The organism is Halocatena halophila (genome assembly GCA_027563145.1).
GTDB classification, from domain to species: domain Archaea; phylum Halobacteriota; class Halobacteria; order Halobacteriales; family Haloarculaceae; genus Halocatena; species Halocatena halophila.
Genome location: CP071306.1, coordinates 1630805 through 1654429, shown reverse-complemented (window position 1 = coordinate 1654429; position 23625 = coordinate 1630805). Strand labels below are relative to the sequence as shown.

Below are 23625 nucleotides of genomic sequence, written 5' to 3'. Positions count from 1 at the left end.
TATCTGTAAATAACAATACTATCTGCTCTCTTCTCACAACGAGAGAATCGTGGCGTCAGGACTCGGTCCGAATCGTCCGTTCAGCGTCCTCGAGTGCGTCGTCCGGATCGAACGACTCGACGATTGCTTGCAGCTCCGATTCATCTGCGTCGGCGAGCGCACGTGCGTGCTCGGTGATGTTGGGGACGGCCCGGATGACGTTATCGACGATCGGAATGGCTGCAGCCTGTGGCGAGCGCGAAAGTGGGTTCAGATCGATGACGATCTCCGTCTTTCCCATCTCGGCGAGGGCGCTTGCCCGATCGCCGTCTTCGAGTGGGACGAGCACCACGTCGGCGTCGTAGATGCCGTCGGCGTCCACCTTCGCGCGTTCGTGGTCCAATCCAGGAATCCGCTCGTCGGCGGCAGTTCCTTTGACGGTCTCTGCGCCGTGTGCTTTGAGATGGTCGACGATTCGCTGGATTCGTTCGTCCGTCCGGTTGAACAGATTCGCCTCGAGATCAGCACCGGTGACGGATGCGAGTTCGATGAACTCCTCCGGGACGATCGATGCCACGTTGCCGTTGACCGACAGCACCGGATGTCGAGCGAGCAACAGCTGTGCCCCAGCGGCTCGGGCAGCCTCGTCAGCGGATTGAATCGTTTGTTCTCCAAGCAAGTAATCGAACGCCTCTCCGCGACCGTGTGCGATCAGCCCCTGGGGGCTGGCAATCCCCGCTTTGACCCCCCGCTCGATTCGGTGCCGGATGAGCAACGATTCGTAGCGTGGGTGGCTCTCCGGCACGTCGATCTCGGTCATGCGTCGTGGTTATCGGAGATTCAAAAAAGCCTTGCGTTATCGTCGGTGGGCACCGGTGGCAATTGAGCAGTGTCTGGCGTCAAAACCGGCAGCCGTCAGCCCGTCGTCGAGCGCGAAGACGGATTCGCCGAGCATCGCCATCGTTGCCGTGCCACCAGCGTCTTCGACGCGCTCGATCACGCTGTCGATCTGTGCGGTGAGCAGTTCGGCCTCGCGTGCGAACTGCCGGGACTGATCCATGAACCGCTCGATCGTGGGATTTTCTCGGAGTCGTTCGAGTGCTTGCTCGCCAGCCCGTGAGAGCACGTCCGTGTCGCCAGTGATGATTTCGGCGGTGTCGAGCTCGCCAAAGGAGACGTACTCGATCCGGCGACGTTCGATGAGCCCATCGACCGTTCCATGCGGTGGGCCACCGGGTTCGAGTCGGATCGGAACGCCGCCGTAGGCCTGGCCCACCACATCACCCAGTCCGGTGCCAGCGTCGACCTCCGCTGCGTGGGCAATCGCCACCAGCTCGCGCTCCGTTCGGTTCGTCCCGGTGAATGCGCTCGCCGTGAGTGCCGTTCCGAGCGCACACGCACCGGAGACGCCAAAGCCGGCGCTGATCGGGAGCGACGTTTCGGCCTCGATCCGTGCGTCTACCCCGAGTCGGTCCAGCACGCCATCAACGGCCGCCATCGAGACGGTTTCGCCGTTCAGCGTGAGCGAGCGCTGCTCGCCGTCGCTTGCACTGACGGTAACGCCATCTGACAGTGCAACACCCGCGCCGCGTGAGCCGGCACGAACGGCGTCGTTGGCCGGGTGTGTGCTGAAAAATCCCGTTACGTGGCCCGGCACGAACGCCTCTGGTCCCCTCGCCATCGAGTCTCACTCGGTGAGTCCTCGCCTTGAACCTGACCGTTTGGGGATCATCTCCATTTGGGGTGGGGAAAAACGCAATTTTCTGGAAAGAATTACCACGAACATGATCCAATTGCAAGTCCCTGGTGGCCCAGAGATGCTCATCGTGCTCCTGTATGCAGTGCTTTTGATTGCGATCGTCTACATCCCATACAAACTGTTCGAAACCTACAGAGTACTCCAAAACGATCGGGATACCGGTTGACTGGCTTCGATCGACTCGCACCGATCACCCCGTCTGAATCTGGTTGTGGGCCATCACGAGTTCATTTTGTTATTTGTTTTAATGGTGTCAATTGTGTTGTTTTGGATCCCGTTCAATTCGGCGACAGCTATATTACTGTCTACGTCGTATTACAACGTACACATGGCAACAATAAGTGCTCGGCTCTCAGACAGTGAAAAAGAGGCACTTGATGAAGTTGCAGTGCTCCTCGATGAAGACCGGAGCACGACGATCCGGAAAGCCCTTTCAGAGGGACTCACCGATCTTCGAGTTCGTGTAGCAATCAAGCGGTATCAATCTGGAGAGATTTCCGTGAAACAGGCGGCCGAGATTGCCGATGTCAGTCTGGGAAAGTGGCTCTCGATCGCACGCGAGAATAATCTCACGAGCCAGCTTTCTCCCGAAGAGCTGGAATCTGATGTTGAAGCTGCTCGGGAACTATGAATATATATCTGGATGCGACCACGCTCATCGCCCTAGGGACGGTCGGATCGCTGAACCTTCTCGAAACATTTAACGGAACTCCTGTTGTCGTTCCTGCGGTCCAGTCGGAGATTTCGACGGAACCTGCTGAGACGAACTGTCACCGATTTTTTGAATCGGAAACCGTCGTCCAGACCATGCCTGCAGAGGAATCCCACGTTAGTCGAGCCCAATCTATCCTCGATACAACTGTCGTCATCGGTGACGTCCAATTGCTTGCTTGTGTGCTGTTTCATATCGGCCACGATGAATCAGTTGCAGTGGTCTCCGACGATCGTCGTGTCCGGACTGTCACGGAGGGGCTTGGGGCGACTATCACTGGAACTATCGGTGTGCTTGTCCGTGCTGTCGAGGAAGGCTACGATCACGACCAGGCGCTTGACCTCCTCCAACGTCTTGACGCGAACGGCCTACATATGACGGGCGAACTCCGTGTAACGGCTCGCCGACTCATCATTGAGGCTGCAGAAGCTTGCCGGTCAGAGTGATGAAGTTTCAGTCGCTGTGCATAATTAGGCGGTCGCGTGTGCTACAGGTCATGAGAGCGAAGCTCTCGTCCGCCAACCAGAACTCCTACGCAGTTCTGGGTGGGTCTTTATGTGTGAGAGAGGCAATCAGGGCGAGAGCCGCTGTCGATCCCGTGGGAACAACACGGCCTCGCGGATGTTGCCCAGACCGAGCATCGTCATCACGAGCCGCTCGACGCCGTACGCCCAGCCGGCGTGCGGTGGCATGCCGTATTTGAACATCTTGGTGTAGTACTCGAACGCTTCAGGATCGAGGCCCTGCTGTTCGAAGCCTTCCACGAGCGCATCGTAGCGATGCTCACGCTGTCCACCGGAGACGAGCTCCATCTCGGGATGCATGAGATCGAATCCCTTCGAGAGCTGTGGATCGTCGTCGCGATCCTGGATGTAGAACGGCTTGATCTCGCTCGGCCAGTCGGTGATGAAGTAGTGGCCACCAACGTCCGCGCCGAGCGCCTTCTCGCCCTCGGTCGGGAGGTCGTCGCCCCAGAGGAGTTGCTCTTCGAGCTCGCCGGTCGCGTTGATCCGTTCGATCGCCTCCTCGTAGGTGAGCCGTGGGAACCCGGCGTCCGGCACTGCAAACGAATCGCCATAGCCGAGCACCTCGAGCTGCTCCTGGCAGTTCTCGGCGACCGCTTCGTACGCTGCAAGCAGTGTGCCCTCACAGACATCCATCGCCTCGTTGTGGTCGATAAAGGCGCTCTCGAAGTCGATCATTGTCGCCTCGTTGAGATGGCGCGGCGTGTTGTGCTCTTCAGCCCGGAAGATTGGGCCGACCTCGAACACCCGCTCGAGTCCGGAGCCGACCATCAGCTGCTTGAACAGCTGTGGCGACTGGTTCATGAACGCCTCCTGGCCGAAGTAGGTCAACGGGAACAGTTCCGTTCCACCCTCGGTGCCCGTCGCAACGATTTTCGGCGTGTTGATCTCCGTACACCCGACCGAACGGAAATACTCCCGAACGGCACGCAGGATCTCTGCCCGGATCTCAAAGATTGCCTTGCTCTCGCCCGCCCGCACGTCAAGCGTCCGGTTGTCCAGCCGCGTTGAGAGATCAGCATCGACTTTTCCCGACGGATCGAGCGGCAGCTCCGGTTCTGCCGGGGCCAATAGCTCGACCGATTCAGGAACGACCTCGACGCCCGTTGGTGCCCGTGGTTCCTCTTCAACGGTGCCAGTCACGCTGAGAACGCTCTCTCTGGACGCGTTCGTCCCCGCATCAACGAGTTCGTCGTCCATCTCGTCGGTCGCAAACTTGACCTGAATCTTTCCCGTGCGATCGCGAAGAATCAAAAAGGCGATACCACCGAGATCGCGGACCTCGTGCACCCATCCCGCAACGGTGACACGCTCGCCCGGCTCGGCGTCTGCTGTGTGTGTTCGATCGTCCATACCGACACTGCACGGTCGGTCGTCTTAAACTCGGTTCTTTTCTCCCGCCCGACACTGGTCGGCGTCGACTGACCGACACCTCAGTCAGAATGTGCGTCTTTCACGCCACGGATGGTCTCTGCCACCGCCTCGATCCCCGCATCGTGAATCAGATCGCCAACGATGATCGTATCAGCATGCTGTCCCATCGTGTACGCGGAGTCGTAATCGTGAATCCCGCCGCCGTAGAACAGCGTGGCTTCGTCCAGCGCGTCGTGGGCAGCCGCCACGAGCTCTGGATCACCGAGCGTTCCGGAGTACTCGACGTAGACGATCTCCTGGTTGTACAGCTGCTCGGCGACCGTCGCGTAGGCTCCGACTTCATCGGCACTGAGCGAACAGTTAGCCTCCGTCAGTGTCGCGACGGAAGAATCCGGATTCAACACGATGTACGCCTCGGTGACGGTTCGGTCCCAGTCGATCTCCGGATCGAGACGCACCCACTCTTTGTGCATCCCCGTTAGCCAGGAAACCTCACCGGCGTTCATCACGATCGGAATGGTATAGCCGTCTAGCACATCGGAGTGAACGACGACGCCAGCGCCGCTTGGTTCGATGTACACTGGGACCGAGAGGTCGCTACACGCCTCGATCACCTTTTGCATCTTCGTTTCTGTCATCCCCATCGTCCCCCCGACCATGACGGCGTCGGTGCCCGTTTTGGCAACATCTGCGACTGACTCGCCGCCAAGAAGCGTCTTATCGGGATCGATCTTTACGATGTGATCCCACCCGTTCCACGGCTGCATATGCCCCCGCACCCGACCACCGAACTAAACCGCTTCGAAACGAAAAGCCACGACGGTGCCCACGATCCACACACGCGGTGCTACTGCTGGCGCGGGACTCCGATATTCTGGAGATACCCCCCACAGCTTGAACAGAGCCGACCGTCCGGTTGTTGGTGCTCACGGCGTCCACAGTCGATGCATTCGTAGTACGGACTCCCCGATGGGGCGGGATCGTGTGGCATGGTTTATAACAGTACACCTACACATATAAGTGTTACCACGACACACACTACTCCGGGTTGCTCACTCCAGAACGAGAATATGCCGATCCAGTGAGGCGTGTACCCGCCGTGTGAACGTTCGCTCGATCGACCAGCCGGCATCAGTTGCCTGCTCGTTCCATTGTCGATCGGCAACGAGCACGACCCGTGGAGCGATTCGTCGTACTTCGGCGAGTGTCTGGCTAACGAGCCGTTCGAGATCCCTGTCAGTCGATCGTTCGTCGTCGACGATCTTCGATTGACGCCCATACGGCGCATCGAACACGACGCCATCGAACGAATCGTCTTCGAACGGGAGATCACTCGCCGATCCTGTGATGGTAGTTGCGTTCACATCGGCTGCCCATTCAACGTTTTTTCGCGTCCCGGCCGCCATCGAGTGTTGAACGTCCAGTCCAACAACAGTAGCGCCACAGAGTGCCCCTTCGATGAGCAGGCCACCGGTGCCACACATCGGATCGAGAATGCGTTGACCGGGAGCTGCCCCAGCGATGTTGACGAGCGCTCGTGCGAGCAACGGCTCCATGCTTCCGGGCTGGAAAAACGGCCGGTCCGTCGGCTTTCGCTCGCCGAAATCACGAACGCTGGAGCGATCGAACCAGCCCAGCAGACAGCTGTCGTCGGAAAATAACACCCGGAGCTCGTGATCGGGGGCGTCCAGATCGACGGCGTATCCCCGATCGACCAGGATCGCACCGAGCTGTCGCTCTGCTCGTTGGGTGTCAACCCCCGCGGTCGATCGCACGTCGCGGGCGCGGACGGCGACCGTTCCCTGTCGGTCGATCTGCTCTGCAGCAAGCACCGATTCGGCTGCGTCGATTGATGCCGACGTCTGGCCGAGCAGCTTGCTCGCACGTCGCGTGTACGCGAGCGTCTCCACCCGATCGATCGCTGACGCCATCCCAATGCCCGGCGCGACGACCGTCACGTCACTCCCGTGACTCTGGGCCTCGTATGCGGCGAACGCATCGTCTTCCCCCGCCAGTTCCAGGACGTACACACCTCCCATCGCCGCCCACTCCCAATGAGTACACCGATCCCTCGCAGAACGGAGTGATCGATCCAACCCCCGTACCTTTATAAGCCTTAAATACGTTCTTTAAGTCGAGCGATGACAGATCCAAAGGAAACCATCAATATCGAGAACGTCGTGGCGTCTACGGGCATCGGTCAGGAACTCGACCTCCAGAGCGTGGCAATGGATCTGGAGGGTGCAGATTACGACCCCGAGCAGTTCCCTGGGCTGGTTTACCGGACGCAGAGTCCAAAGTCTGCGGCGCTGATCTTCCGTTCTGGGAAAATCGTTTGCACTGGTGCGAAATCCACCGACGACGTTCACGAAAGCCTCCGCATTGTTTTCGATAAGCTTCGTGATCTCAACATTCAGGTCGACGACGACCCGGAGATCGTCGTGCAGAACATCGTTACGAGTGCCGATCTCGGTCGGACGCTGAATCTGAATGCGATTGCGATCGGTCTCGGTCTTGAGAACATCGAGTACGAACCCGAGCAGTTCCCGGGACTGGTCTACCGGCTCGACAATCCCGACGTGGTTGCGCTGTTGTTCGGTTCGGGCAAGCTCGTCATCACTGGTGGCAAACAGCCCAAGGATGCCGAGGAAGCGGTCGATAAGATCGTCTCTCGGCTCTCGGAACTCGGCCTTCTCGACTGACGGAAGTCGCAGAGGAAAAATAGCGTCGACACGAATCCGATCTATGACTATCGTGATCCAGACTGCGCCTCCCGGTGGTAGCTTCATAGCGTATCTGGTGACATTTCTGCTCGGGTGGGGCTACTATGCGATCACGTTGCATCTCGGTGTGCTCTATGTGCTCGGCGAGACTCCACACCAGAGAGCGGCTGCCGTCGGCATCGTTCCGGCAGTGATCTCGATGCTGTTTTCTGTCGTTCGATCGCCGCTCATCATTCTCGCTGTTCTCCTCGGTGATGCCGTGGCGATCCACATGGTGTATCGACTGGAACGACGCGGGACTGCAGTCCTCCTGGTTGCACATTTCACCATTGCCACGATTCTCGGCGTGGCGCTGTTCAATCTCAGCTCGCTGGCTGGACTCTGAGGCCCCTCGCAAACAGCTCGCCGTCCCACACATTCTTGCGCATTGAACTCCATCTGCTGGCATGGTCCTTGCAGTAACTGCGACCTCCCTCACGAGTGCTGTCGGATTGCAGCTTCGTTCGTTACCGTCCGAGATCGGTATACTCGCTCCTCTGTGGATTATTGGTCAGGGGATCGTTCTCCTGCTCGTCTCGGTGCTGCTCGCGAAAGGGTTTCCGTCTCGGACGGAGCAGTCGCTCGAAGCGATCAGAACCCGACCGTTTCAGCAGTTGATATGGGGTGTTGTGGTCGGCGTGCTGGTGGCGTTTGGCTTTCTGTTCGTGTTTTCGATGGTGCTCGCACCGCTTGCGTTTGTGTTGGCACTCGCGTATCTGCTTTTCATATATCTCCCTGGGCTTGCGCTCATCGCCCTGCTTGTGGGCACGACGCTCACGTCAGGCGAGTCGTCCGACATCTCGACAGCGATCGTTGGATCTGTAGTGATCGTCATCGTTGGTGCCATTCCGGTGGTCGGCTTGATCGTTGTCGTTGGCGTGTTATTCGGAATTGGTGCATGGATTCGGTCGATGGTGAGCTGAGCTCACTCCACCAGCCGTTCTATTTCGGTGACGAGGATGTCGTGTGCGCCATGACTCCGGAGCTTGGCGATCGTTTCGAACACCTGCTCTTCATCGACCACAGCGTGGACGGCAACGTCATCCTCGCCGGCGATGTTCATCACGGTTGGACCGCCCATCCCAGGGATCACCGCCCGGATCGTCTCGAGTTCGGCTTCGGGGACGTTCATCATGAGATACCGCTTATCGGCCGCGGCGAGCACTGACTGCAGGGCGGTGCGGAGCTGTTGCACCTTCGGTTTGTTGGCCGCGTCTGCCCGCCCGAACAGCCTGACGGAGCTCTCAAGGACGGGCTCGACGATTTCGAGCTTGTTCATCCGAAGCGTCGTTCCGGTCGAGGTGATGTCGACGATCGCATCGGCAATGTCGACGTGTGGAGTGAGTTCGGTGGCTCCTGACACCTCAACGATGGTTGGCTCGACGCCTCGATCTGTGAAAAATCGGCGGGTGACGCGTGGAAACTCGGTGGCCACCGTTTTCCCCTCGAGATCGGCCACCGTCGAGATCGCGCTTGCTTCGGGCGCGGCGAGCACGAGCTCACACTGCCCATAGCCCAGCTCGAGCAGTTCGACGAGCTCGGCGTCTGCTTCTCTTGCCTGGTCGAGACCAGTAATGCCAACCGCTGCAGCACCGTCTTCGACGTAGGCGGGAATGTCGGCCGCACGAGCGAGCAAAACGGTGATCTCCGGATCGACCGTGTCGGCGTACAGCTTGCGGTCCGCACCGTCGACCAGCTGGAGCCCCGCCCGTTCGAGCAGCTCGACGGTCGGATCGTGCAATCGTCCCTTGTTGGGCACGGCTACGCGCATCGTTGGAGGGTGCACGGCCGTGACCCATTGGTGTTTGCATTCTGGGTCGGATCCGATGGATTGAGGACGAACCGTCAGGAATCGACACCAATGACGACGCTCGGACTCACTGGCGGGCAGGTGTTGCGACCGAACCACTCGATCGAACGCGCAGACGTGCTCATCGATCAGGAGGACGGAACGATCCTTGCCGTCGAGCCAGCCGCCGGCGAGCGCGCCGATGAGACGCTCGATGCGTCCGACTCGCTCGTGATTCCGGGACTGATCAACGCCCACTCACACGTCGCAATGACGCTGTTGCGTGGCTATGCTGACGATAAGCCACTGGAGTCCTGGCTTCGTGAGGACATCTGGCCGGCAGAGGGCGCAATGACGCCGTCAGATGTGGCCACAGGAGCCAGGCTGGGCGTCGCAGAAATGATTCGCTCGGGGACGACTGCGTTCTGTGATATGTATTTCGAGGTGCCGACGATCGCGGATGTCGTCGAGACGGCGGGACTTCGTGCGCGCCTTGGCCACGGCGTCGTCACGGTCGGAAAATCCGAGGCCGAACGGGATGTCGATGTTACGACCGGCATCGAAGTCGCCGAATCGCTCAGTAGCGATCGGATTTCGACGGCGATCATGCCCCACAGTTTGACGACGGTGGCGCCCGATTCGATCGAGCGTCTCAGTGCTCGCGCCCGCCAGCTCGACTGTCCCGTCCATTTCCACATGAGCGAAACGACAGCGGAGGTGACGCCGGTCATCGAGAACCACAACGTGTCCCCGGCAACGTTCGCTCGCGAACACGGCTTGCTCGAACCGACGGATTTCGTTGCCCACGGCGTTCATCTCGACGATGCCGAAATCGAAACGCTCGCCGAAACGGAGACTGGCGTGGTTCATTGTCCGGCCTCGAACATGAAACTCGCAAGCGGAATGGCTCCCGTTCAATCGATGCTCGATGGCGGCGTTACCGTCGGTCTTGGAACGGACGGTGCCGCTTCGAACAACGATCTCGACATGTTCGATGAGATGCGCGATGCGGCGATGCTTGGCAAACTACAGGCTGATGATGCGAGCGCAGTCCCAGCATCGACCGTCTTCCGGATGGCGACCGAGGGAAGCGCAGCCTGTTGTGGCTTTGACAGCGGTCGAATTGAGCCCAACGCGCCAGCCGATCTCGCGGTGGTTGATCTCTCCGCGTTGCATCTGACGCCACAGACGGACCTCATCAGCCATCTCGTCTACGCCACCACTGGCGCTGACGTGCGCCACACGATCTGTGATGGCAAGGTGCTCATGGAAGACCGCGAGTTGTTGACGCTCGATGAAGCCGACATTAGAGCCTCGGCCAATCAGCACGCACGGGATCTATTCGAACGAGTCGCCTGATCAACCGAACACGTTCGTTCGATACCGTTTTCTGCCGGGTAACGCAATCATACGCCAATGAGTGCGTCACCGATCACCGACCTGCTCGACGATCCCGAATCACAGGTCGAGTCCGGCCGACAGAAGATCGACTGGGCACGCCAGCACATGCCCATCTGCACAACTCTGGAAACCGAATTTGCCGACACCGAACCGTTCGCTGGTCAGCGAATCGGGATGGCGATGCATGTCGAGGCCAAAACGGCCGTGCTCGTCGAAACGCTCGCCGCCGGTGGTGCTGAGATCACCATCACCGGCTGCAATCCACTCTCGACGCACGATGATGTGAGTGCAGCGCTCGACGCCCAGGAGAACATCACCTCGGTCGCGCGCCGCGGGGTGGACGAAGACGAGTATTACGACGCGCTGGAGGCCGTGATTGCGGCCGAACCGACGATCACGGTCGATGATGGCGCAGATCTCGTCTTCAGAATCAATGAACAGCACCCGGAGCTGATCGACGACATCATCGGTGGCTGTGAGGAGACGACCACCGGCGTCAACCGGCTGCGCGCCATGGATGAGGACGGCGAACTCGACTACCCGGTGTTTGCAGTGAACGACACGCCGATGAAACGGCTGTTTGACAACGTCCACGGAACGGGCGAATCGTCGCTCGCCAACATTGCAATGACGACAAACCTCTCGTTCGCCGGAAAAACCGTCGTCGTTGCGGGCTATGGCGACTGTGGTCGTGGCCTGGCAAAGAAAGCGGCCGGTCAGAACGCCCACGTGATCGTCACGGAGGTCGATCCCCGCCGTGCGCTCGAAGCACACATGGAAGGCTATGAGGTCTGCTCGATGCGTGAGGCAGCGCCGCGCGGCGACGTGTTCATCACCGCAACCGGCAACCGTGATGTCATCACCGAGGATCATTTCGAGCGAATGCAAGATGGCGCAGTGCTCGCCAACGCGGGCCATTTTGACATTGAGGTGAATCTCGACGATCTGTCTGCGCTCGCCGATTCGATCACCGAGGTAAGAGACGGTGTTCGGGCGTACGAGCTCCCGGACGGCCGCCGGCTGAACGTCCTCGCAGAGGGACGGCTGGTCAATCTCGCAGGACCGCTCTCGCTTGGTCATCCGGTCGAAGTGATGGATCAGTCCTTTGGCGTCCAGGCCGTCTGCGTTCGCGAACTGGTTGGTGCTGCCCAGACTGGGCTTCCAGATCGGCTCCTCGGTGCTATTCGCGACCGATTCGGTGGGGGTTCGGGCCATAGCGCCGTGGCGAATCACAGCTACCAGCCAGGGCTGCATCCGGTGCCGGACGTACTCGACCGGGAAGTCGCACGCATCAAACTCGATGCCGAGGATATCGCTATCGACGATATGTCGGACAAACAAGAAGAGTACGCCAACAGCTGGCGTCACGGTACGTGATCACGGCTCGAACAGCGCATCGAGATCGACGTGTTGCTCGAACAACGTGGCCAGTCGGTCGGCTGCGCTGTTGACATCTGCTCGCGCCGTCTGTTCGCCGGCAGGGGGTGCTTTCCCCGCGTGGTTGTACACGGCCCTGAGAAACGCTTCGCGAGCGCATGCGTTGTCGAACAGTCCATGGAGATACGTCCCAAGCACCTGCTCTGAGACAGCCCCGCTCGATTCGAACGGCCGATCGACCGTCTCACACGCCGTCGTCTCTCCCATGTGGATCTCATAGCCGGTCACCTGACCACTCCCGCCGGCGAGTGGGCCACAGCCTTCGAGCGTCCGCTCAATTGGTACAACGCGTTTCCCGCTCGAAAAACGCGTTTCGACGGGCAACAGACCGATTCCACTGATCGTTTGTGTATTCCCAGTGCCCTCGAGATGGGCGTCAAGAAGGCGCTCGCCGAGCAGTTGATAGCCGCCACAGATACCGACTATCGGTCCCGAGAACGTCCGGAGAATGCGATCGAGCCCGGCATCTTTCAGTGCGAGCAGATCGTCAACCGTGTTTTTCGTTCCGGGGACGACGATCGCGTCGGACGTCGCGAGCTGATGTCCGTCATCGAGACCACAAAACCGGAGACGAACGCCTGGCGTTTGCAACAGGGGGGTCAGATCCGTGAAGTTCGAAATCCGAGGGAGACGAACCACGCCGACCGTGACGGCGTGTTCGGGTCTGACGCCGTCGTCGTCGCCAAGAAGTGTCGCTGAGGACGGAAGCGAGAGGCTGTCTTCCGGGGGGAGTCCCACCTGTTCGTACGGCAAAACGCCGAGAATCGGAACGCCAGTCCGTTCTTCGAATGATTCGATTCCCGGCTCTAGCAAGGATCGGTCCCCTCGGAATTTCGTGATCAGACAGCCAATAATCCGCGCTCTGCAATCGTCGGGCAGCAACTCGAGCGTACCATACAACGATGCAAACACGCCACCGCGTTCGATATCTCCAACGAGCAGTATCGAGGCGTCCGTTTTTCGCGCCGTCTCGATGTTCGCCAGATCACGATGATGGAGGTTGATCTCGGCGATCGATCCGGCCCCCTCGGCGATGATGTAGTCGTATTCGCCGGCGAGTCGATCGTGGGCATCGAACGCCGCCCGTTTTGCTCGCTCGAAGTGATCGTCGTAGTATGCGCTGGCCGAAAGATGGGCGATAGGCTGTCCAGCGACGACGAGCTGACTCTCGGCATTGCCTCGTGGTTTGAGCAATACCGGATTGTGGTCGGTTGTGGGCACCACATTGGCTGCTCTGGCCTGAGTGTGCTGTGAGACACCGATTTCGCCGGTCTCGCCGTCCGGCGTTATCACTGCGCGAGCGTTGTTCGACATGTTCTGGGCCTTGAACGGAGCGACGGCAACGCCGCGGGACGATAACAGGCGACAAAGCCCTGCCACAACGGTTGATTTCCCAACATGGCTTTTCGTCCCTGCGACGAGGAGCGTGTGAGTCATGGGGTGTGGGTGCGTCGCTCCGATACGCTGGCCGGACGCGAGAGGACCAGCGGGTGCGTGCGCCGCCCTGTCCTCCACCGCAATTCGATAACGGAGCCATATTCAACGTTTCGCTTTTCGCCGCCTCATTCGCCAGTACTGTGTCGTTGCAACTGTCAGTTGATTCAGTATTCGGTTCCGCGACGTGCTCTCCGTCCGTCATCGAACGGGTGTGTATTCTTTGCGACATTGCTAAGGAGGTCTACATAGCCTTCCAGAAATGCCGGCCGTTCGTGACCGCCGGTGAGCACCAGCTCGAGATTGGCAGGTTTGTCTTCGATGAGTTCGATCACGGTCTGCTGATCGAGCAGCCCTCGTTCTGCCACATACAGCAATTCGTCGAGAATCAGCATGTGCACGCCGTTTTCCGGTGGACCATCTGGTTCGAGTGCCTCCTTGAGCGAGCGCTCATCGATCGCATCGAACAGCTCGCGAGTGCGTTCGAGTCCGGCCCGTGCCTGGCGTTCGTGGTTGGCATCGTCTGAACCGTCGTTGAGCGCGTGCCAGCCGTAGTGACCGAGGTTTTCGTAGCTGAATCCATCGAGCGAAGCGATTGCGTTGTACTCGCCACGGACCGCCTCTACGCTGTCAGCACCGCCTTTCATGAACTGGAGAAGATGGACTCGATAGCCGTGACCGACGGCGCGCAGTCCCATCCCGAGTGCGGCGGTGGTCTTTCCTTTCCCATCACCCCACCAGGCCTGCACGAGTCCGAACGACGCCGGGGCTGCTGGTGTAATCGGCTGAGACGTTGGTCTGTCCCCGCCACCAGGTGTGTCACTTCTCATACCGTCAGTTGTTACTCCAGTGAAATAGTTGTAGCGTCGTTTCAGCACGCACTTGCCACCAGATCGACTGGCTCTGATATGGACTCCGTACTGATCATCGGCGGCACGCGGTTCATCGGCCGGCACACCGTCTCCGAGTTCCGTGATCGTGGCTATTCGGTGTCGATTTTCAATCGTGGACATCACGAGAACCCATTCGCCGAGGGCTCGGGGATCGACCACATCGAGGGGGATCGAACGGACGACAGCGCACTTGCTCGTGCACAGACAGTCGTCAACCCTGACGTGGTGGTCGATTGCACCGCGTATCACCCCCACGATGTCGAGCAAGCAACGTCGATCTTCGACGACGCTGACGCATACGTCTACATCTCTAGTGGCGCGGCATACGGCGAGGAAGTCGTTCCAAAACGCGAGGACGAGACGCCGCTCTGTGCGTGTACGCCGGCACAGGCGCGCGATGAAACCGCCGCCACCTACGGCAACCGGAAGGCTGCCGGAGATCGAGCGGTGTTCGAGGCAGCTGCTGATGGCGTCCGTGCAATGAGCGTTCGTCCCCCGATCGTGTTTGGTCCGCACGATTACACCGGCCGATTCGACTACTGGATCGATCGCGTCACACAGTTCGACGAACTGCTCGTGCCTCACACGAAACTGCGACAGCTCGTTTACGTCCGCGATGTTGCGAGCGCAATCCGCACGATCGCCGAGTCCGGAACCGCTGGCAACGCCTACAACGTTGGAACGCACACGATCCCGACGCTCTCGGAGTGGCTCGAGCTGATCGCAACAGCGTGTGAAACTTCTGTCACGCCCGTCTTCGTCGATCACCACCGGCTTGCTGCAGTCGGGCTCGACCCCGATGTATTTCCGCTCTATCGCGATCGTCCACACGTCCTCTCGACGGACAAACTCGAGGCACTGGGCTGGAAGCCGACGCCACCCGAAGATGCAGTCACAGCGACTGTTGCGCACGTTACAGCCACCGGCACCGAGAGCGAGGTCGGTCCTGATCACTCCGAAACGCAACCGGTTCTCGAGTCAATCGTGCAGTGAGCTACTGGCGATGAAACACAGTTGAAGCTGTATGAATCGTTTTTTAACCCGTCGAAGTGAATCGCCATCCATGTTCACGGCTATCGTGAGTTCGGGGACGCTGTTGGCTGCGCTCGATTCGGTGAGTGTGTTAGTCGATGAGTGCAAGATTCGTCTCGACGAGGATGGGGCCACGATTCGGGCCATCGATCCGGCCAGTGCTGGCATGGTGGATCTCCGACTGGAGGCAGACGCGTTCGAATCGTACGAGACTGACGGCGAGACGATCGGCGTCAATCTCACGCGCCTCGAAGATATTGCAGGAATGGCGAACGCAGACGACCTGATCAACCTGACGCTCGAGGAGAAGACTCGCAAGCTTCAGATCCAGATCGACGGCCTGGAGTATACGCTTGCGCTCATCGATCCGGATTCAATCCGGCAGGAACCGGACCTCCCCGATCTCGATCTCCCAGCGACGATCGCCATCGAAGGTCGAGACATCGACCGTGCGGTGACGGCCGCCGATATGGTGTCCGATCACATCGCGCTCGGTGTGAACGACGCCGAGGAGTTTTTCTACGTCGATGCGGAGGGTGACACTGACGACGTGCATTTCGAACTCGACCGCGACGAACTGATCTCGCTATCGGCCGGCGACGCCCACTCGTTGTTCAGTCTCGATTACCTCAAGGAGATGAACAAAGCGATCCCCAAGGACGCAGAGGTGACGGTCGATCTTGGCGATGAATTCCCCGTCAACCTTCAGTTCGAGATCGCAGAGGGCAATGGCTCGGTCACGTACGTGCTTGCCCCTCGCATTCAGGGTAATTAACTGCCTGATCGACGCTCTTGCGTCGATCCACTCACCACGCGTTTTCGGTGTGTACGGCCACCGAACAGTCAGGTTCTCCCGAGAATGTTCGTGCTTCCACACTCCGGACAGCGCATCAGGTCCCCGAGCGGTGGGACCGAAGCGGAGTTCCAGTCTCCGCCATCATGTGGTGCCTCGAAACCACAGTTCAAACACCGCGGTACACTCGAAAGCATGTCGCTATCTACCATGCCTTTCAATACCGTGTGAAACGGCATAATCGTTTCCAACAGTACTGTCATTCATCGTACCGACGAGCGTCATCGAGTTGTGCAGACCAGTCGAAACGCTCGATTGCGTAGCCGCCACAGTCGGGACAGACCTGATACTGAAATGAAAATTTCTCACCACACCGACGACATTCGTAGGGCTCACACTCTGTGTCGCGGGCGAAAAATACATCGCTGAGTCGATCGATCACGCTCATTGTTCGTCGACTGTGAGCCAGTTCGTTCAAAACGCGCCCACGTATAATAATTACATATCATATCCATATGGATATAAACTTTCTGTCGGCTGATTGCGATCATGTGAATGAACTGCAAACCGATTGATTGATACGACCGTTGGCAAACAACCAGCATAGGGTGTCTGGAACTGTTACTCACGCCGACGGGACGACTCGCCTGACCGAACGTGGGAGGCAACTGTGTTCCCATCTGACCAAGCATCTGTACGACAGCTCGGAATCATCGCCATACGAGACATGGAAACAGCTCACTGCACTGTACGGTTTCGGGTGGAGTGTGGGCTCGGGCAATCGGGTTGCCGGTCGCCTACCATCCGTGCTTGATGGCGAGCGGATCGTTGCCGGTCCACACGACTACGTGTTGAAAATCGAATTCGGCGTCGATCCGGCCACGCCTCGAACGGCGATGAGCAACTGGGTGGAAGCGATAATCTACGAACAGGCCAGAGATCGTGGTATTGCCCACCGTTTTGCCCCCGTTGTCGATCACGCAGACGATTACCAATGGCTCGTCATGGAGGAAGTCGAGACGATCGGCTACGATTATCCCGACGACGCCCAGCCCGAATCAATGGACCAGCAGGAGTATGAACGCCGAGTGGCCGAGTTTGAACGGGAACTCAACGAGGCTGGGCTCGGACTGGGGATCGACGACGAGGGCCAGATCGGCATCGCGCGTTCGGGGTCGATCGTGGCACTGGATTACGAGCACGTCACGGATGAGACCTCGATCGATCAGAAGGCGTGGGTCGGCAGCTACAGCCGACAGCGCGGCGAACGACTGACCGCCCAGGCAGTCGCCGAACTCGGCGGTCGTCGCGACCGTCTTCGGCGGATCACCACCGGTGCCAACGGCTCGGTCACCGGACTCGGGATTCGGTCACGACTGCACAACTGGCGGTAGCCACATTTTTTCACCATCCGTTCAGAGTACTTTCCATGGCAACCGTTCCATCCGAATTTTCGATCGGCGGCGAATTCACTGTCAACAGACTCGGATTCGGTGCAATGCGGCTGACGGGTGAGCGAATCATCGGCCGACCGACCGACGAAGCAACCGCTTGCACCGTACTCCAGCGCGCCGTTGAGCTGGGAGTGACGTTCATCGACACGGCAGATTCCTACGGACCGGGCGTGAGCGAACGACTGATTCGTAAAGCACTCACACCGTATCCGGACGAGCTGATTGTTGCAACGAAAGGTGGACTGCTGCGAAACCGTTCGGGCGAGTGGCTACCGTGTGGCGATCCCGATTATCTCCGCGATGCGGTGCTCTCGAGTCTGGACCGTCTCGGTGTCGAGAAAATCGACCTGTATCAGCTCCACCGGCCTGACCCCGAGGTTCCGTACGCCGATTCGATCACAGCCCTGGCAGAGCTGCAAGACGACGGCGTCATTGGACAGCTTGGCGTGAGCAACGTCACGGTCGAACAGCTCGAGGAGGCCCGCTCGATTGCCGACATCGCGACGGTACAAAATCGCTACAACGTCGCGTCGCGCGACGACGAGCGCGTGCTCAAAGCGTGTGAAGACGCTGATATCGGTTTCATTCCGTGGGCACCGATCGATGCCGGCACACTGGAGGATCCCACCGTCGAACAGATCGCTGCAAATCACGATGCAACCCCGTATCAGATTGGCCTCGCCTGGTTGCTCCATCACTCGCCCGTAATTTTGCCGATTCCAGGCACTTCGAGCGTCGATCACCTGGAGGAAAACGTCGCTGCCCGGGAGATTAAACTCTCAGATGCTGAGTATGACGAACTGACACACTGAGCGCGTCACATACAAACCGACAGACAGCCTACACCGTCGTATGACCGAGAAAGCGACGTTCGGTGGTGGCTGTTTCTGGTGTACGGAGGCAGCGATGAAGCCCCTTGAGGGCGTCGAATCCGTCACGTCGGGCTATGCCGGTGGCGACACGGAGAATCCAACCTACGAGGCGGTCTGTCGCGGTGAGACCGGCCACGCAGAAGTCGTCCAGGTCACGTACGATCCGGACGTGATCGGCTACGACGATCTTCTGGAGGTCTTCTTTGCGACCCACAATCCGACACAGCTGAACCGACAGGGTCCTGACATCGGTACACAGTACCGATCGATCGTTCTGTATCACGATGACCGCCAGCGTGAGCTTGCCACATCGTATATCGATGCGCTCGACGCCGAGTACGAGGCAGACGTGGTCACAGAGCTCGAACCGCTGGAAACGTTCTGGCGAGCGGAGTCCTATCACCAGGATTATTTCGAGAAAAATCCCTCGGACGCCTACTGTCAGATGCACGCCCAGCCGAAGATCGAGAAAGTCCGAGAGCGGTTCGAAACGCTGGTTGCGGAAACGAATCGCTGATCAGATCAGCCGATCGACGGTGTAGCCCCGCGATTCGATGGCGTCGATGATGTTTCTTGCGTGCCCTGCGCCGCTGGTCGTCACCTCGAAGACGAGATATGCCTCTCCGACGTGGAGATCCTCGACGGCGCGGTCGTGTCGCACCGACCGGATATTCGCGCCGAGATCGCCGATCACCGACGAGAGCTCGCCCATCGTTCCGGGCTGGTCGTCGATCCGCACCCGGAAGCGAATCAGTTGCTCGCGGTCGCTGAGCGCGTGGGTCAATACGGTCTGAAGCATCGAGATGTCGATGTTTCCACCGCCAAGCACTGCCACGACGGTTTCGTCGGTTACGTCCAGCTCGTCCGAGAGCAGGGCTCCAACGGAGGCGGCCGCCGCACCTTCTACCAGCTGTTTGGCACGCTCTAAAAGAAGCAACGTGGCGTTGGCAATCTGCTCGTCGCTGACCAGCACCACTTCGTCGACGTACTCCTCGATCAGTTCGAACGTGAGCGTTGAGATCCCGCCGGTCGCAATGCCGTCTGCGATCGTTCGGGGATCGTCGATACCGACGGGGAAGCCCTTATCGAGACTCTCCGGAACGGTCGCGGCGGCTTTGGCCTGCACTCCAACGACACGAATCGAGGGATCGAGCGTTTTGAGCGCGGTCGCCACGCCACCGATCAGCCCACCACCACCGATCGGTACGACGACCGTATCGATGTCCGGGCCCTTCTCGTGGATTTCGACCCCCAGCGTTCCCTGTCCCGCAACGATCGCCGGATCGTCGTAGGCGTGAATGAACGCTATGTCGTCGTCGGCTGCCAGCGACTGTGCGTGCTCAAGCGCCGCCTGAAAGTCGTGTCCTTCGAGTACGACCGTCGCTCCGTAGCCACGTGTGGCGTCGATTTTTGCCTGCGGAGCGTTTTCTGGCATGACGATCGTCGATTCGACACCAACTTTCGTCGCCGCGAGCGCGACTCCCTGGGCGTGGTTGCCGGCGCTCGCTGCAACCACGCGGTCGAACTCGTCTGCGATCTGTACCAGCTTGTTGTACGCACCACGGGTCTTGAACGAGCCGGTTCGCTGGAGGTGTTCCATCTTCAACCACACGTCTCCCCCTGAAAAGCTGCTCAACGACCGACTCCGTTCGAGTGGCGTCGTCCGTACCACCGATTCATCACTGCAACGGTCGCGGGCAGCCTGCACGTCCGCGAGTGTCACCTCGGGCATACCCGGACCACTATGTGGCCTTTCAAAAATTGTACGAAACACAACGCTATTCTAGCAGCAACTGACTGATCCGTTCGCGTCTATGATTTATCCGTGTCGTCCTCGTTCTGGTCATGGTCCGAGTTGGTTCCGTGATCATCGCCATCGCCCGCTTGACCATCGTCAACGCCGTCGTGTTCTTGGGCCATGTCGCCGTGTTCACCCACCGACGGTCCACCGATTGCCGTGTCACTGTCGGTCTCTCTTGGACTCGGATCGGGGATCGGGTCGGCCCCGATTGCGCCGGGTGTCAGCGGATCGCCGTGAATGAGTTCGGGAACGACGATTCGTGCCAGGTGAACGATCAACACGAGAAGGAGCGGGCCAAGAAACAGCCCGTACCAGCCAAACAACAGCGGACCGAGCATATAGGCGAACAGCACGAGCCCAACGTGGAGATTCCGTCCGGAAATGTACGGCCGGAGAATCAGCTCAGTAAGTCCATCGATGATAACGACCGAAACGAGCAAAAATGCGATCGGAAACCAGAGCTGATCGATGTTCGTCAGCCCTCCCGTCACGAGCATGTAGATACCGACAGGGACGTAGACGATTTTCATACCCACAACCGGTATCAGACTGGCCGCTCCAGCGAGCAGTCCGAGCAGTGTGGGAGTGGGGATCGCACCACCAGTCGGAGCAATCAGATTCAATGCGTTGTACGCAAAGACGGAGGTGAGTGCAACGACGAACGCATTGAGAATGTTTCCGAAGAAGATGGTCTTCAGATCGGTGTCGACTGCAGTTCCGTATGCGATGAGCGTTTCGTCGTCGCGGCCAATAGCGTGTCGCGCCCAGTGGGCGAGTTTGTGATCGTCTCGAAGCAGGTAGAACGCGACGATGAGCGCGATAAAGGCTTTGAGAGAACCGGAGGCCACCATGCCGAGATACGCTCCGAGTGATCCTGCGACGTTCTGGATCGTTTCGGGTGCGATGATCGACGTTATCTGGCTCGGATTCGTCGTGAGAATCGTGATAAGGTCCTCTGGTGAGTGAATCATGCCGCTGTCGATGTACTCCGCAAACGCGTTCTGGAACGGCCCCAGTGAGCCGAGCTGGCCGCCAAACGCGGAAATAGCGATGGCAAGGGTGTAGCCGATCAACAACAGCACTGGCAACGAAATCGTTAACAGCGCAACAGCTGCGCCGACGTTCGGTGATGGAATCCGATCGCCAAAGCGCTCGTAGATTGGCCGAGTGGCGTAGTAGATGAACACGCCCAGAACGAACGAACCGAGAAAGGCGTAGATGACGAGAGCGAGAATGGCACCAAGAACCAGCGTGAGTGCCCACCACGCGATCCGTGAGCGATGTTGTACCATCATTGGGTCGTGATTCATACCCGATGGTGGGTGGTTTACTACAAACGCTTTTGGGCTCGTTTGATCAGGCGGGATCGAACAGCGTCTCGCCAGTCACCATGTGTTCGGCGACGGTGTCCAGATCAAGCGTGATTCCGAGACCAGCTCGTTCGTTCAACTCGATCATGCCGTCCTCGATGACGGGCTCTTCGACGAGATCCTCCCACCAATCAAGCTCGTAGGAGTGGTATTCGACGGCGAGCACGTTCGGAATCGCCGCACCGACGTGGGCACCGGCCATTGTCGCGACGGGGGATGCAACGTTGTGCATCGCCACTGGGATGTAGAAGCTATCGGCCAGATCGGCGATCTTTCGGGTCTCGCGCATGCCACCCACCTTTGGAAGATCCGGGGCGACGATGTCGATCGCCTGCTCTTCTATGAGTCGGCGCTGGCCGTGTTTGCGATAGACGTTCTCGCCGGCGGCGATTGGCGTGGTCGTTACCCGGGAAACCTCGCGCTGAACGTCGATGTTCTCGGGAGGAACAGGGTCTTCGAGCCACCAGATGTCACAATCCTCGACTGCTCTGGCCAACCGTTTGGCGCTCCCAACGGAGAACGACCAGTGACAGTCGAACGCAACGTCTGCGCGATCGCCGACGCGCTCGGTGACGGTTCGGACGATTTCGGCCTTGTGGTCGATCTGTGAGTCGGTGAGATGCCGATTCGCCCGGTCGGTTTCGCGCCCGCCGGGCACATCGAGATCGAACTTCAGCGCAGAGTAGCCAAGCTCTTCGATCACGCGCTCTGCTTCATCAGCACAGGCTTTGGGATCTGCTTCGTCCTCGGTGTGACAGTCACAGTACACCCGAACGGCGTCACGGTATTTCCCACCGAGCAGTTGATAGGCTGGCACGTCGAGGATCTTTCCCGCAACGTCGTGCAGTGCGATCTCGATGCCAGAGATCGCGGTGACGGTGACGCCGGCAATCGAGCCCTCACCGGACATCTTTTGAACCAGGTGTTCGTACAGCCGATCGATATCAAGGGGGTTTTCACCGATCAAAAACGGCCGCATCCGCTCGATTAGCTCCGGTACGCCAGCACCCCAGTATGCTTCGCCCGTCCCAGTCACGCCCGCATCGGTGTAGACGCGAACGAGCGTCCAGGGAAAGTTCCCGTCGATCATCGTCGTTTGTACGTCGGTGATAGACACGTCGCGTGTCTCTCCGCGCGATCGTGTCAATTCCATCGTCTCCCCCGAGAGCTCACGCATTGTGTATTCTGCGTTCGGATCGTGGAGCTCGTCGTAATTAATACCCATATCAGTGTTTACTCGACACGGAGTAAATGATTATCGGAACGAGAATGCTACCAAACACCTCGACACTTGTGAACGATCACCACTACCCGAGTAGATCGAGCTCTGCAAGTGCTGATTCGAGCGCACGCTCTTGTTCGGTGTTCATACGGCGCAACGGCGAGCGAAGCGGACCGCTCTCGAAGCCACGGAGTTCGAGCGCGGTTTTAACGCCAGCCATGTATGGTCCACGCTTGAGCGCGCGTCGAACCTCAAAAACCGTCTCCTGTAGTTGCTGTGCCCGTTCGCGCTCGCCGGTGACATAGCTGTCGTACAACTCGACGACGAGCTCGGGAACGACGTTTGCGACCGCGCTCACGAGACCCACACAGCCAAGATCGAGTCCCGGAACGAGCAACGAATCCGATCCGGCGAAGTAGCTCACATCCGCACCGTCGGCGATTACCTGGCCGAACAGGGGAATGTCCTTGCTGGAATCTTTCAGTCCGGCGATCCCGTCGAGTTCCGTGAGTTCGACCAGCGTCTCCCTTGAGAGTGCGTTTCCGGTTTTACTCGGAATGTGGTAGACGTATACCGGGCTATCGACAGCTTCGGTCACCTGCTGATAGTGAGAAACCGCCCCGGTCTTATCAACTGGATAGTAGTACGGCGTCACGACCACGAGCCCGTCAGCACCAGCGGCTGTGGCGCGCTGTGCGTGCTCGATCGTCTCTCGTGTGCTCGGTGCGCCGACACCAGCGATCACCGGCACAGCAGAGCCGACCTCCTCGACGACTGCTTCGATTGCACGCACTCGTTCGTCTGGGGTCAACAGCGCAAACTCCCCGTTCGTGCCGAGCGGAAACACTGCTGTCGCGCCACCGTCGACCACGTATCGAGCGTGGGCAGCCGTCGTCGTTTCATCGAGCGATTCGTCCGCCGAAAACGCCGTGATCGTCGGCGGAATGACGCCCGAGAGTTCCAGTGGGTCCTCATCTCCTGGGGTTGGTGTGTGTCCGTCCATCATTTTGAGCGTCC

General features: G+C 59.1%; 28 protein-coding genes. 13 read left to right on the top strand and 15 right to left on the bottom strand.

The annotated features are described in order from the left end of the window. Positions 1 to 55 precede the first annotated feature (55 nt). Both JXQ78_RS08850 and JXQ78_RS08845 read right to left on the bottom strand, forming a co-directional pair. Positions 56 to 799, bottom strand: a complete 744-nt coding sequence (locus JXQ78_RS08850; RefSeq protein WP_330630411.1) for a 4-phosphopantoate--beta-alanine ligase — start codon at positions 797 to 799, stop codon at positions 56 to 58. Positions 800 to 835: 36 nt separating this feature from the next. Then, the gene (locus tag JXQ78_RS08845) at positions 836 to 1660 is read right to left on the bottom strand and encodes a pantoate kinase (RefSeq protein ID WP_330630410.1); all 825 of its coding nucleotides are present in this window, start codon (positions 1658 to 1660) and stop codon (positions 836 to 838) included. Between the two features lie 103 nt (positions 1661 to 1763). On the opposite strand from JXQ78_RS08845, the gene JXQ78_RS08840 reads away from it, so the two are divergent. From JXQ78_RS08840 to JXQ78_RS08830, 3 genes are all read left to right on the top strand, one after another. After that, a complete protein-coding gene (locus JXQ78_RS08840; protein WP_330630409.1) occupies positions 1764 to 1904 on the top strand; it encodes a hypothetical protein in 141 nt (46 codons plus the stop codon). Positions 1905 to 2066: 162 nt separating this feature from the next. After that, positions 2067 to 2369 carry a UPF0175 family protein gene (locus tag JXQ78_RS08835; RefSeq protein ID WP_330630408.1) on the top strand — a complete coding sequence of 101 codons (303 nt, stop codon included), beginning with the start codon at positions 2067 to 2069 and terminating at the stop codon, positions 2367 to 2369. Further along, a complete protein-coding gene (locus tag JXQ78_RS08830; protein ID WP_330630407.1) occupies positions 2366 to 2896 on the top strand; it encodes a hypothetical protein in 531 nt (176 codons plus the stop codon). The genes JXQ78_RS08835 and JXQ78_RS08830 overlap by 4 nt, the downstream gene beginning before the upstream one ends. Positions 2897 to 3022: 126 nt before the next feature. On the opposite strand, the gene aspS is transcribed toward JXQ78_RS08830, so the two are convergent. From aspS to JXQ78_RS08810, 4 genes are all read right to left on the bottom strand, one after another. Next, entirely contained in the window at positions 3023 to 4327 is a 1305-nt protein-coding gene (aspS, locus tag JXQ78_RS08825) for an aspartate--tRNA(Asn) ligase (protein WP_330630406.1), read from the bottom strand. An 80-nt stretch (positions 4328 to 4407) separates the two neighbouring features. Next, positions 4408 to 5115, bottom strand: a complete 708-nt coding sequence (locus JXQ78_RS08820; protein ID WP_330630405.1) for a phosphoglycerol geranylgeranyltransferase — start codon at positions 5113 to 5115, stop codon at positions 4408 to 4410. Between the two features lie 80 nt (positions 5116 to 5195). Beyond that, complete coding sequence (locus JXQ78_RS08815) at positions 5196 to 5339, bottom strand: rubrerythrin-like domain-containing protein (protein WP_330630404.1); 144 nt, start codon at positions 5337 to 5339, stop codon at positions 5196 to 5198. A 61-nt stretch (positions 5340 to 5400) separates the two neighbouring features. Further along, a complete protein-coding gene (locus tag JXQ78_RS08810; RefSeq protein WP_407934012.1) occupies positions 5401 to 6387 on the bottom strand; it encodes a methyltransferase domain-containing protein in 987 nt (328 codons plus the stop codon). Between the two features lie 102 nt (positions 6388 to 6489). Here JXQ78_RS08810 and JXQ78_RS08805 point away from each other — a divergent pair, with 102 nt between their 5' ends. The 3 genes from JXQ78_RS08805 (at position 6490) to JXQ78_RS08795 (ending at position 8033) form a co-directional block, all read left to right on the top strand. After that, entirely contained in the window at positions 6490 to 7050 is a 561-nt protein-coding gene (locus tag JXQ78_RS08805; RefSeq protein ID WP_330630403.1) for a TATA-box-binding protein, read from the top strand. Positions 7051 to 7093: 43 nt separating this feature from the next. Then, positions 7094 to 7456 (top strand): DUF7473 family protein, encoded by a 363-nt coding sequence (locus tag JXQ78_RS08800; RefSeq protein WP_330630402.1) that lies wholly within the window; start codon positions 7094 to 7096, stop codon positions 7454 to 7456. Between the two features lie 61 nt (positions 7457 to 7517). Then, entirely contained in the window at positions 7518 to 8033 is a 516-nt protein-coding gene (locus JXQ78_RS08795) for a hypothetical protein (protein WP_330630401.1), read from the top strand. Positions 8034 to 8035: 2 nt separating this feature from the next. Here JXQ78_RS08795 and hisG read toward each other — a convergent pair whose 3' ends face one another. Continuing rightward, a complete protein-coding gene (hisG, locus tag JXQ78_RS08790; protein WP_330630400.1) occupies positions 8036 to 8881 on the bottom strand; it encodes an ATP phosphoribosyltransferase in 846 nt (281 codons plus the stop codon). Between the two features lie 90 nt (positions 8882 to 8971). Between hisG and JXQ78_RS08785 the strand changes: the two genes are divergently transcribed. After that, positions 8972 to 10258: an amidohydrolase gene (locus tag JXQ78_RS08785; RefSeq protein WP_330630399.1), complete on the top strand. Its 1287-nt coding sequence runs from the start codon at positions 8972 to 8974 to the stop codon at positions 10256 to 10258. A 57-nt stretch (positions 10259 to 10315) separates the two neighbouring features. Next, positions 10316 to 11677 carry an adenosylhomocysteinase gene (locus JXQ78_RS08780; protein ID WP_330630398.1) on the top strand — a complete coding sequence of 454 codons (1362 nt, stop codon included), beginning with the start codon at positions 10316 to 10318 and terminating at the stop codon, positions 11675 to 11677. Here the strand turns inward: JXQ78_RS08780 and JXQ78_RS08775 are convergent, their stop codons facing one another. Together JXQ78_RS08775 and JXQ78_RS08770 are read right to left on the bottom strand one after the other, a co-directional pair. Further along, positions 11678 to 13174 (bottom strand): cobyric acid synthase, encoded by a 1497-nt coding sequence (locus tag JXQ78_RS08775; RefSeq protein WP_330630397.1) that lies wholly within the window; start codon positions 13172 to 13174, stop codon positions 11678 to 11680. Positions 13175 to 13338: 164 nt separating this feature from the next. Beyond that, positions 13339 to 14001, bottom strand: a complete 663-nt coding sequence (locus JXQ78_RS08770) for a cob(I)yrinic acid a,c-diamide adenosyltransferase (RefSeq protein ID WP_330630396.1) — start codon at positions 13999 to 14001, stop codon at positions 13339 to 13341. Positions 14002 to 14079: 78 nt separating this feature from the next. On the opposite strand from JXQ78_RS08770, the gene JXQ78_RS08765 reads away from it, so the two are divergent. Both JXQ78_RS08765 and JXQ78_RS08760 read left to right on the top strand, forming a co-directional pair. Further along, positions 14080 to 15057, top strand: a complete 978-nt coding sequence (locus JXQ78_RS08765) for an NAD-dependent epimerase/dehydratase family protein (protein ID WP_330630395.1) — start codon at positions 14080 to 14082, stop codon at positions 15055 to 15057. A gap of 70 nt (positions 15058 to 15127) precedes the next feature. Beyond that, positions 15128 to 15871 (top strand): DNA polymerase sliding clamp, encoded by a 744-nt coding sequence (locus JXQ78_RS08760; RefSeq protein WP_330630394.1) that lies wholly within the window; start codon positions 15128 to 15130, stop codon positions 15869 to 15871. A 68-nt stretch (positions 15872 to 15939) separates the two neighbouring features. Here the strand turns inward: JXQ78_RS08760 and JXQ78_RS08755 are convergent, their stop codons facing one another. Beyond that, positions 15940 to 16101, bottom strand: coding sequence for a hypothetical protein (locus JXQ78_RS08755; RefSeq protein WP_330630393.1), 162 nt, complete (start codon positions 16099 to 16101; stop codon positions 15940 to 15942). Between the two features lie 47 nt (positions 16102 to 16148). Then, entirely contained in the window at positions 16149 to 16337 is a 189-nt protein-coding gene (locus tag JXQ78_RS08750) for a hypothetical protein (RefSeq protein ID WP_330630392.1), read from the bottom strand. Positions 16338 to 16656: 319 nt separating this feature from the next. Between JXQ78_RS08750 and JXQ78_RS08745 the strand changes: the two genes are divergently transcribed. From JXQ78_RS08745 to msrA, 3 genes are read left to right on the top strand one after another with little or no spacing between them, the layout of a single operon-like run. After that, entirely contained in the window at positions 16657 to 17283 is a 627-nt protein-coding gene (locus tag JXQ78_RS08745) for a hypothetical protein (RefSeq protein WP_330630391.1), read from the top strand. A gap of 35 nt (positions 17284 to 17318) precedes the next feature. Continuing rightward, on the top strand, positions 17319 to 18155 hold the full coding sequence (locus tag JXQ78_RS08740; RefSeq protein ID WP_330630390.1) for an aldo/keto reductase: 837 nt from the start codon (positions 17319 to 17321) through the stop codon (positions 18153 to 18155). A 40-nt stretch (positions 18156 to 18195) separates the two neighbouring features. Further along, positions 18196 to 18732, top strand: coding sequence for a peptide-methionine (S)-S-oxide reductase MsrA (gene msrA / locus JXQ78_RS08735; protein WP_330630389.1), 537 nt, complete (start codon positions 18196 to 18198; stop codon positions 18730 to 18732). On the opposite strand, the gene ilvA is transcribed toward msrA, so the two are convergent. The 4 genes from ilvA to JXQ78_RS08715 form a co-directional block, all read right to left on the bottom strand. Further along, positions 18733 to 19947, bottom strand: coding sequence for a threonine ammonia-lyase (gene ilvA / locus JXQ78_RS08730; protein ID WP_330630388.1), 1215 nt, complete (start codon positions 19945 to 19947; stop codon positions 18733 to 18735). An 80-nt stretch (positions 19948 to 20027) separates the two neighbouring features. Then, on the bottom strand, positions 20028 to 21326 hold the full coding sequence (locus JXQ78_RS08725) for an AI-2E family transporter (RefSeq protein WP_330630387.1): 1299 nt from the start codon (positions 21324 to 21326) through the stop codon (positions 20028 to 20030). A 46-nt stretch (positions 21327 to 21372) separates the two neighbouring features. Continuing rightward, positions 21373 to 22611, bottom strand: a complete 1239-nt coding sequence (locus JXQ78_RS08720) for a mandelate racemase/muconate lactonizing enzyme family protein (protein WP_330630386.1) — start codon at positions 22609 to 22611, stop codon at positions 21373 to 21375. Positions 22612 to 22693: 82 nt separating this feature from the next. Further along, positions 22694 to 23611 (bottom strand): dihydrodipicolinate synthase family protein, encoded by a 918-nt coding sequence (locus tag JXQ78_RS08715; RefSeq protein ID WP_330630385.1) that lies wholly within the window; start codon positions 23609 to 23611, stop codon positions 22694 to 22696. Positions 23612 to 23625 lie beyond the last annotated feature (14 nt).

Coding starts and splice junctions, on each gene's coding strand:
- JXQ78_RS08850 (WP_330630411.1), bottom strand. CDS start 799: ATGACCGAGATCGACGTGCCGGAGAGCCACCCACGCTACGAATCGTTG.
- JXQ78_RS08845 (WP_330630410.1), bottom strand. CDS start 1,660: ATGGCGAGGGGACCAGAGGCGTTCGTGCCGGGCCACGTAACGGGATTT.
- JXQ78_RS08840 (WP_330630409.1), top strand. CDS start 1,764: ATGATCCAATTGCAAGTCCCTGGTGGCCCAGAGATGCTCATCGTGCTC.
- JXQ78_RS08835 (WP_330630408.1), top strand. CDS start 2,067: ATGGCAACAATAAGTGCTCGGCTCTCAGACAGTGAAAAAGAGGCACTT.
- JXQ78_RS08830 (WP_330630407.1), top strand. CDS start 2,366: ATGAATATATATCTGGATGCGACCACGCTCATCGCCCTAGGGACGGTC.
- aspS (WP_330630406.1), bottom strand. CDS start 4,327: ATGGACGATCGAACACACACAGCAGACGCCGAGCCGGGCGAGCGTGTC.
- JXQ78_RS08820 (WP_330630405.1), bottom strand. CDS start 5,115: ATGCAGCCGTGGAACGGGTGGGATCACATCGTAAAGATCGATCCCGAT.
- JXQ78_RS08815 (WP_330630404.1), bottom strand. CDS start 5,339: ATGCCACACGATCCCGCCCCATCGGGGAGTCCGTACTACGAATGCATC.
- JXQ78_RS08810 (WP_407934012.1), bottom strand. CDS start 6,387: ATGGGAGGTGTGTACGTCCTGGAACTGGCGGGGGAAGACGATGCGTTC.
- JXQ78_RS08805 (WP_330630403.1), top strand. CDS start 6,490: ATGACAGATCCAAAGGAAACCATCAATATCGAGAACGTCGTGGCGTCT.
- JXQ78_RS08800 (WP_330630402.1), top strand. CDS start 7,094: ATGACTATCGTGATCCAGACTGCGCCTCCCGGTGGTAGCTTCATAGCG.
- JXQ78_RS08795 (WP_330630401.1), top strand. CDS start 7,518: ATGGTCCTTGCAGTAACTGCGACCTCCCTCACGAGTGCTGTCGGATTG.
- hisG (WP_330630400.1), bottom strand. CDS start 8,881: ATGCGCGTAGCCGTGCCCAACAAGGGACGATTGCACGATCCGACCGTC.
- JXQ78_RS08785 (WP_330630399.1), top strand. CDS start 8,972: ATGACGACGCTCGGACTCACTGGCGGGCAGGTGTTGCGACCGAACCAC.
- JXQ78_RS08780 (WP_330630398.1), top strand. CDS start 10,316: ATGAGTGCGTCACCGATCACCGACCTGCTCGACGATCCCGAATCACAG.
- JXQ78_RS08775 (WP_330630397.1), bottom strand. CDS start 13,174: ATGACTCACACGCTCCTCGTCGCAGGGACGAAAAGCCATGTTGGGAAA.
- JXQ78_RS08770 (WP_330630396.1), bottom strand. CDS start 14,001: ATGAGAAGTGACACACCTGGTGGCGGGGACAGACCAACGTCTCAGCCG.
- JXQ78_RS08765 (WP_330630395.1), top strand. CDS start 14,080: ATGGACTCCGTACTGATCATCGGCGGCACGCGGTTCATCGGCCGGCAC.
- JXQ78_RS08760 (WP_330630394.1), top strand. CDS start 15,128: ATGTTCACGGCTATCGTGAGTTCGGGGACGCTGTTGGCTGCGCTCGAT.
- JXQ78_RS08755 (WP_330630393.1), bottom strand. CDS start 16,101: ATGGTAGATAGCGACATGCTTTCGAGTGTACCGCGGTGTTTGAACTGT.
- JXQ78_RS08750 (WP_330630392.1), bottom strand. CDS start 16,337: ATGAGCGTGATCGATCGACTCAGCGATGTATTTTTCGCCCGCGACACA.
- JXQ78_RS08740 (WP_330630390.1), top strand. CDS start 17,319: ATGGCAACCGTTCCATCCGAATTTTCGATCGGCGGCGAATTCACTGTC.
- msrA (WP_330630389.1), top strand. CDS start 18,196: ATGACCGAGAAAGCGACGTTCGGTGGTGGCTGTTTCTGGTGTACGGAG.
- ilvA (WP_330630388.1), bottom strand. CDS start 19,947: ATGCCCGAGGTGACACTCGCGGACGTGCAGGCTGCCCGCGACCGTTGC.
- JXQ78_RS08725 (WP_330630387.1), bottom strand. CDS start 21,326: ATGAATCACGACCCAATGATGGTACAACATCGCTCACGGATCGCGTGG.
- JXQ78_RS08720 (WP_330630386.1), bottom strand. CDS start 22,611: ATGGGTATTAATTACGACGAGCTCCACGATCCGAACGCAGAATACACA.
- JXQ78_RS08715 (WP_330630385.1), bottom strand. CDS start 23,611: ATGGACGGACACACACCAACCCCAGGAGATGAGGACCCACTGGAACTC.